General features: G+C 55.5%; 8 protein-coding genes and 1 pseudogene. 1 reads left to right on the forward strand and 8 read right to left on the reverse strand.

Annotation, left to right across the window (positions count from 1 at the left end; all coding sequences use genetic code 11):
* The 4 genes from AC1DVH_RS23240 to AC1DVH_RS23255 form a co-directional block, all read right to left on the reverse strand.
* A partial coding sequence (locus tag AC1DVH_RS23240; protein ID WP_477755787.1) for an ABC transporter ATP-binding protein occupies positions 1-877 on the reverse strand: 877 nt, incomplete at its 3' end.
* Between the two features lie 448 nt (positions 878-1,325).
* Positions 1,326-2,969 (reverse strand): glycoside hydrolase family 13 protein, encoded by a 1,644-nt coding sequence (locus AC1DVH_RS23245; protein WP_477755788.1) that lies wholly within the window; start codon positions 2,967-2,969, stop codon positions 1,326-1,328.
* A 55-nt stretch (positions 2,970-3,024) separates the two neighbouring features.
* Positions 3,025-3,648 carry an MFS transporter gene (locus AC1DVH_RS23250; RefSeq protein WP_477755789.1) on the reverse strand — a complete coding sequence of 208 codons (624 nt, stop codon included), beginning with the start codon at positions 3,646-3,648 and terminating at the stop codon, positions 3,025-3,027.
* A gap of 42 nt (positions 3,649-3,690) precedes the next feature.
* Positions 3,691-3,999, reverse strand: coding sequence for a carbohydrate porin (locus tag AC1DVH_RS23255; RefSeq protein ID WP_477755790.1), 309 nt, complete (start codon positions 3,997-3,999; stop codon positions 3,691-3,693).
* A 415-nt stretch (positions 4,000-4,414) separates the two neighbouring features.
* On the opposite strand from AC1DVH_RS23255, the gene AC1DVH_RS23260 reads away from it, so the two are divergent.
* Complete coding sequence (locus AC1DVH_RS23260) at positions 4,415-5,482, forward strand: substrate-binding domain-containing protein (RefSeq protein WP_477755794.1); 1,068 nt, start codon at positions 4,415-4,417, stop codon at positions 5,480-5,482.
* Between the two features lie 14 nt (positions 5,483-5,496).
* Here the strand turns inward: AC1DVH_RS23260 and AC1DVH_RS23265 are convergent.
* From AC1DVH_RS23265 to AC1DVH_RS23280, 4 genes and pseudogenes are all read right to left on the reverse strand, one after another.
* Positions 5,497-5,580, reverse strand: a pseudogene (locus AC1DVH_RS23265) (hypothetical protein); the annotation flags it as partial.
* Between the two features lie 73 nt (positions 5,581-5,653).
* Positions 5,654-6,610, reverse strand: coding sequence for an isoaspartyl peptidase/L-asparaginase family protein (locus AC1DVH_RS23270; protein WP_477755791.1), 957 nt, complete (start codon positions 6,608-6,610; stop codon positions 5,654-5,656).
* Entirely contained in the window at positions 6,607-7,383 is a 777-nt protein-coding gene (locus AC1DVH_RS23275; RefSeq protein WP_477755792.1) for an amino acid ABC transporter ATP-binding protein, read from the reverse strand. Before AC1DVH_RS23275 ends, AC1DVH_RS23270 begins: the two co-directional genes overlap by 4 nt.
* A partial coding sequence (locus AC1DVH_RS23280; RefSeq protein WP_477755793.1) for an amino acid ABC transporter permease occupies positions 7,380-7,850 on the reverse strand: 471 nt, incomplete at its 5' end. The genes AC1DVH_RS23275 and AC1DVH_RS23280, both read right to left, overlap by 4 nt.

Here is a 7,850-nt window from a genome sequence, read left to right on the forward strand (position 1 = left end):
GTTTAGAGATGACTAAGTGTTCGGGGCGGATGCCGAGGATCACCTCGTCGCCTGGCTTGGCGCTTCCCGCTTCAACTGACACCGCCACATGCGTACCGCCAGGCAGAGCGACAATGGCTTCATGGCGATCAGTGCGAACAACCTTGCAATCGATAAAGTTCATCCTGGGGGACCCAATGAACCCGGCGACAAACAGATTTTGCGGATAGTTGTACAACTCCAGCGGTGCGCCAATCTGCTCCACATTGCCTTTATTGAGCACCACAATCTTATCCGCCAGGGTCATGGCTTCAACCTGATCGTGGGTCACATACACCATGGTTGCCTTGAGGTCTTTATGCAGCTTGGCGATCTCGATGCGCATTTGTACGCGCAATGAGGCATCAAGATTGGAGAGTGGCTCATCAAACAGGAACACACCGGGTTTCCTGACAATCGCCCTACCAATGGCGACCCGTTGCCGCTGGCCACCTGAAAGCTGTTTGGGCTTGCGATCGAGCAGATGATCGAGCTGCAGAATATTCGCCGCTCGCAAGACGCGTTCTTTGATGTCCTTGCGGTCCTTGCCGGCCAGTTTCAACCCGAAGGCCATGTTGTCGTACACGCTCATGTGTGGGTACAACGCGTAAGACTGAAATACCATCGCCACGCCCCGCTTTGCCGGTGGCAAGGTGTTAGCGAGTACATCGCCGATCAACAGTTCGCCGGCGGTGATATCCTCCAGCCCCGCAATCATGCGCAACAATGTCGATTTCCCGCACCCGGAAGGACCTACGAAGACACAGAACTCACTGTCCTCGATATCCAGATTCACACTATTGATAATCTGGTGGGTATCGTATGACTTACCTACGTTACGTAACTGAACTCGTGACATTTTTCCTCCAGAGTATCCACGCGAACAACTCGAGCGGACCGCATCGCGCCAAGCGCACAATTAATGTTTGGACACTTGCTCGATTCGCGGGCAGCGGCCAGTGGAAAGCTTTGTCTTTTGGGACGAGATAGCCAGAAGGCCGAATGGGTACAGAAAATCGCGGTGGTAAACAAGCACTGTGGTCGTATTCGATCCAGCCCCGATGTAATTGGCAGTGCAAGCGTCGCTCCCGAATGAAGGGGCGATTCTGAGCACGCTATGGCAAGCAGTACTGATCATAAATATCTCCAACTTTCTTCTTGTTCTTATCGTTGCGTTCAGGCACTTGCAAGAGCGCCAAAATCGCCTTGAGTAAACTATAGAAACAGCGCGCCCAGACACCCATTCGTGAGTACCGATAGGGGCACGGTTGGTACTMCCCGCCCTACCGAGCGGGGAATCAATCACCTCACTTCAACCATGCCGCCGCATTGGCCGGTAAATAGTTTTGATCGATCGGCACGCTGGAAATCAGCACCTGACCGTCAGGAAGTGCCGTGGACAGATCGGTGAAGTTGATTACGATGCGGATCGGGCCATTTTCAAACAACAGTACACCTGGTGCCGAAGGCAACCAGGTCAACGTACCGTTACCTAATTCATAGTCACGACGCAGTTTTAGCAATTGGCGATAGAGCTCCAGCGTTGATTGCGAGTCTCCATGCTGCAAGTCTGCACCGTACCGGGAAAATGATTCTGGCTGAGGCAACCAGGATTCCCCCGTTGTGCTGAATCCATAAGAGGCCTCCCCAGAAATCCAAGGGATTGGCACGCGGCAACCGTCGCGGCCAATTTCCAATCCATTCGTACGAAAAAAGCTCGGGTCCTGTCGATGCGCGGCATCCAGGGTTGTATGTTCAGGCAAACCCAACTCTTCACCTTGATAGATATAAGCCGAGCCTGGCAATGCATGTGTTAGGAGTGCTGCACCACGAGCGCGGCGTAACCCCAAAGCTTCATCCGGCTGCTCTCTCGACGCATCAATACCTAAGGGGCGAGAACCAGGCTCGCTCAGGCCGTAGCGTGATGTATGCCTCACTGTGTCGTGATTGGACATGACCCAGGTCGTCGACGCGCCCACATGGGCTGCAGCAGCCAGGGAAGTATCGATCACCTCTTTCAACGCTATCGCATCCCAGCGAGCCAGCAAATAATCAAAGTTGAAGGCCTGGTGCATTTCATCGTTGCGTACATAACGTGCCAAGCGGGATTGTGGCTGCACCCAAGCTTCGGCGACCAGCATACGATCGCCGGAAAACTCCTTGAGCACCCTGTTCCAGCTTCGATAGATATCGTGCACTCCCTCTTGGTCCCACATCGGCCCAAAGTTGATGCCACTTCCTTCCTTAACTTGGCCCTCCCAATCGGGCAGACCGGATTCTTTCACAAGCGCATGTGCCACATCGACACGAAAGCCATCGACGCCTCGCTTCAACCAAAAACGCAAGATGTCTTCAAACTCTGCCCGGACCTCGGGGTTATCCCAGTTAAGATCCGGTTGGCTGCTATCAAATAGATGCAAATACCATTGGGTTTCTCCGGGAATGCGTGACCACGCACTCCCCCCGAAAATGCTTTTCCACTGGTTCGGCGGCAATTCGCCGTTCTCGCCTTTACCCTCACGGAAGTGATAGCGATTACGCTCGGCACTTCCCATAGGTGTCTTGAGAGCTGATTGAAACCAGTTATGGGCACTAGAAGTGTGATTAGGAACCAGGTCAATGATGACTTTGATCCCTTTGTCGTGTGCCTGCCGCAACATCCGATCAAAATCATCCAGCGTACCAAACAGTGGATCGACATCGCAGTAATCCGCCACATCATAACCGCCATCTAACTGGGGAGAACGATAAAAGGGAGACAGCCAAATAGCATCTATCCCCAATGAAGAAAGGTAGGGAAGTTTCGAGGAGATTCCAACAATATCACCTATGCCGTCACCGTTTGAGTCGGCGAAAGAGCGCGGATAGATTTGATAGATGACAGCGCTGCGCCACCACTCTGCCCCCATACTGCATTCCGCCACGAACGGATGTTTAATCTGAGTCGACATTTGAAACTCCACTTGTTTGAACATGAAAGATGATAATTTCGAGAAAACAACTGCCTTAACCGGCGCCTCGAACAAATAACACGGTAAATGAGCCCGCGAAGGCGAAGATCGCTGCGCCCATGAACAGGGCGTCATAGCTCTGTTGCGCTACAGAGTTAATCGCCAAAAACAATGGGCCAAAGATCGGTGCCGCCGTCTGCGGATTCAACAAGACGCCGAGTGCATAAACGACACCAGAGATAACAATGAATGCGTTACTAAATAACTGAGTCAGGCACCATGCCATTGTGATAGAGGAAATACAGGTACTCGCCCCTATCACTAATGAGCACCCTACAGCGCCTGGAACCCCTCCGATGAGCAGCGGACGACGACCAAAACGCGAGCGCAGGCGGTCCGACAACATACCTGCAATAGGGTTAGCTAATGTTGCGAACAGTGCACCCAGCCCCAGAATCCAACCAAGTGTGGCGTTTTTGTCGGCAGGTACAAGTTCACTCACTCTGATCGCCAGCGACATGGTGACCGGCGTCATAAGACCGGCAAATAAACCAAGGGTCGCCAGCATATAACGAAAAACAAAACCCTTACTTAGAGTATCTACGCGGGAGCGTTCACTCAGAGAAGTTGCATTGATTTCAGGCAACACATAGCCGTGTCTTGATACGTTGTCATTCATGAACTTTTCTCTAGTAAACGCTCGCGCGCTGAACTCTTGTTTTTATAAACATTTGCCTTGCGCAGGAAACGTCCGGATTACCACCACTCCAATTGCAATCGCCGTCGAGCCATCGCGGGAATCACCGAAGGTGCCGGTTGACGACAACGTGTCACCGGGAGCAGCCGCTTGTTGTGCGGCCTGGTTCCAATGCGCATAGGTATAGAAAAGGCGCAGTTCCGGGCGTGCCATGAACGCTCGATCCACCCCCAGTGTCAGTGCGATACTTGCCTTGGTCAGGTTGCGTGTGGGTCCGTCGTCCGGCGAGACGATGTCTTGCCCCAGATCACCTTGCAGCTTGAAATGTTTCAAACGTTGCTCCCGCATGAGCGAGGGCGACTGAACTGGGCCTCTTTTCGCTGTATTACCCATGGCACGTCCCCAACTATTATTGTTTTTGTAGATACATCAAATACCTGCATCCAAAGCGCTTTTGATCATTACCAAAGCGCTTTTATATTATCTCCAAAGCGCTTTGGAAAAAGATTATAKCAGCTCGAAAAAAGACGCAAGAAGGATTTTTGGTCGTCGGGCCGGCGGTCACGTGAAGGAGACGGAGTACGCCGAAGGAAAAGGCGCTATTCCGCCACACGTGCTAGAAGGCGATAGGTGCGACTCCGCACCGAGCGACATAGATACGCCCGCTGCCCGGCGTCACTGCTGCGACGAGTCAAAGCGCTTTGATGATCGGCATGGGATATGTAGTATTGGAAAAAGCACTCACTTCATGGCGCCTGATGCAGTCGCATTGCGCTCTTGGCTAATCAGGCGATCATCGTCAATGAATCTGAAAGAACTCGCCCACAAGCTCGGCTTGTCCCAGACCACGGTCAGTCGCGCACTCAATGGCTACACGGATGTCAGCGAAAAGACCCGCGAGCGAATCACCACCGCCGCTGCTGCTGCCGGCTACCGCCCCAATCCAGTAGCTCGCCGCTTGGCCACTGGGCGCGCGGATGCCATCGGCATTGTCTATCCGCTCATGGTCCATGACCTTGGCGATCCCTATTTCCTACAAGTGGTCGCTGGCATGACCGAAACGCTGAGTAAATCGGATATGGATCTGATGCTCGCTTCAGCGTCCGACTCCGATGAGATCCGCACCTACCAGCGAATGATTGAAGGTCGACGCGTCGACGGTATGGTCGTGGCGCGAACACATTTGCACGACACCCGACTGTCCTACCTTGCCAAAAAAGGTGTTCCTTTCGTGGCCTATGGACGCAGCATTCTTCCCACTCCATACGCCTGGCTCGACTTCGACACAGCGGCAGGCCTGCGCATGGCAGTAGAGCGACTGGTCAGCCTCAAGCACCAACGTATCGCCCTGYTGAGCGGCCCCCTGGATCTGAGTTTTGTGTCTCAGGCCCGCGAGGGATACCTCAAGGCGATGGCCGATGCGCAACTGCCGATTGAAGCGCAGTACATGGTGGAAGGCACCTTGGATCGCACTGGAGGCTATGAGGCCATGAAGCGGCTCCTCTCATGCAATCCTCGCCCAACCGCAGTCATTGTTGACAACCCTCCCTGTGGGGCGGGTGCCATGCGCGCGATCATCGAGGCGGGTGTCAAACCAGGCAGCGAAATATCGATCATTGTCCATGACGGCCTCCCGCCAGATGCACTCATGGGATATGACATAACCTACTTGCAATCCGCCGAGCCACTCGCCGTCGGCAAAAAAATCATAGAGCTTATGCTCGCATTGCTCGACGGCCAATCACCCGAGAACCTCCAGGTGCTGTGGCAACCCACCTTGAACATAGGCAATACCGATGGCCCCTGCCCCACCTAAGGTCAGCCTCCGTGTCAACCTCGGAAGAATTCAATGACCTGCGCCTTCTCCTGCCCCACAATTCGCGAGTAAACACCTTTACCCAGTTCTTTCCCCAATGCTTCAGACAGGCGCCAAACCATTCATTACAGCTGTAGCCGCTGGCACAGCCTGGCGGCTACAGAGAGGCATCTAAGGATGAAGACGATCATCCCCGGCATAGATTGCGGTATGCAAACCGCCCTCGGTATCGCGCCAGGCGCGGTACATGCCTGGGGTGTTGAAGCTGAGTACCGTCTCACCGGAAGGTGAAACCGCCACCACCCCGCCGTTGCCCCCCAAGTCCTTGAGTTCGCCCAACACTACTTGCTCGCAGGCGTGATTCAGGCTCGCGCCGGTCAGACGCACTCGGGAGGCGATGTTGTGGGCCACCACCGTGCGTATAAAGAATTCGCCATGGCCGGTGGCGGAAATCGCCGCACTGCGGTCGTCGGCCCAAGTGCCGGAACCGATCAGCGGCGAGTCCCCTACTCGCCCATAACGCTTGTTGGTAATGCCCCCGGTAGAAGTGGCTGCGGCGACATGCCCGTGCCAGTCCAGGGCCACTGCGCCGACCGTACCGAACTTCCTCTCCACACCGCCCGGCTCCAACGACACGGTCTGCGGCTGTTCTTGTTGCGCGGCCCATTGGCGAAGGCGTAGCGGCGTGTCGTACCAATTGTTGCTGACGTGCTCCAGGCCCGGTTGTTCCGCCAGGAAACGGTCCGCGCCGACACCGGCCAGGAGCACATGCTCACTGTGTTCCATCACCGCCCGTGCGCCGCGAATCGGATTGCGCACGTGATGAATACCGGCCACGGCCCCAGCTTCCAGGTTGGCACCATTCATGATCGCCGCGTCCAGTTCGTGGTCGCCGCTTTGGGTAAACACCGAGCCCTTGCCCGCGTTGAACCAGGGACACTCTTCCAGTTCCACCACACTGGCCTGCACCGCGTCCAGACTGCTGCCCCCCAGTTCCAACACGACAACACCGGCTTTGAGCGCCAGCAGCAGCGCCTGGTGAATCGCGTCTTCATCGGTCTGGTCGAGCAGTCCCGGGGTGAGTACGCCGGCACCGCCATGCAAGGCCATCGCAATTGAGTGGGTCATAGCGCGTGCACCCCGTGATCGATAATCTGGCTCAAGAAACGCTGGGTGCGGGCGGATTTCGGCGCGGAGAAAAAACGCTCGGGCGGCGCCTCTTCAACGATTTCGCCCTGATCCATAAACACTATGCGGTCGGCGACCTTGCGGGCAAAGCCCATTTCGTGGGTGACGCAAATCATTGTCATGCCATCTTCGGCCAAGCCGGTCATCACCTCCAGCACCTCGGCGATCATTTCCGGGTCCAGGGCCKAGGTCGGCTCGTCGAACAGCATGACTTTGGGCTGCATGCACAAAGCCCGAGCAATGGCGATACGTTGCTGCTGGCCTCCGGACAGCTGTGATGGGAACTTGTTGGCGTGGTCGCGCATCTTGACCTTGTCGAGCAAGCCCAACGCCCGCTCAATGGCCTGGGCTTCAGGCACGCCGAGGTTAGAAGTTTGCGGCAGGGTGCAGTTCTTCAACACCGTCAGGTGGGGAAACAGGTTGAAATGTTGAAAGCACATGCCGACCTGGCGGCGAATCCGCTCCAGACCTTTGACGCTGCCGTTGAGCTCCTCGCCCAGCACCTCCATCAGGCCCTGCTGGTGCTGCTCCAACTGATTGATGCAGCGAATCAGCGTGGATTTTCCGGAGCCGGAAGGCCCGCAGATCACCACTTTTTCACCAGCTCGCACTGTCATGGAGATGTTTTTCAACACCTGGGCATTGCCGAACCATTTGTTCAATTGTTCGATGCGCACGATAGGTACGGCATCAGCCTTGGGATTCACTTTCATGAGCGGTTCTGCTCCATTCGTTGTTCAAGGTGTCGGGCATAGCGCGACAGTGCAAAACAGATGACGAAGAAATAAATCGCCAGGAACACGTAGATCTCATGGCCGTAATCGACCCATTCCGGCGCCGCGGCGGTGCTCATGGCAATGCCGACGATGTCCAGCACGCCGACGATCATCACTAGCGTGGTCTCCTTGAACAGGCCGATAAATTGCGTGAGCAAGGGAGCGATGGATTGCTTGAGCACTTGCGGCAGGATGATCTGGCCCATGGTTTTCCAGTAGCCGAAGCCCAAGGCTTGGGCCGCTTCGTACTGGCCCCTGGGCAGATTCTGCAAACCGCCGCGCAGGGTCTCGGCCATGTAGGCGGCGGTGAACAGGATCAGCACCAACTGCACTCGCAGCAGAATGTCGAACGCCGAACCGGGCGGCAGGAACAGCTGGATCATCAGCGAAGCCATGAACAGCAA

This window comes from Pseudomonas sp. P4_C3 (genome assembly GCF_056402075.1).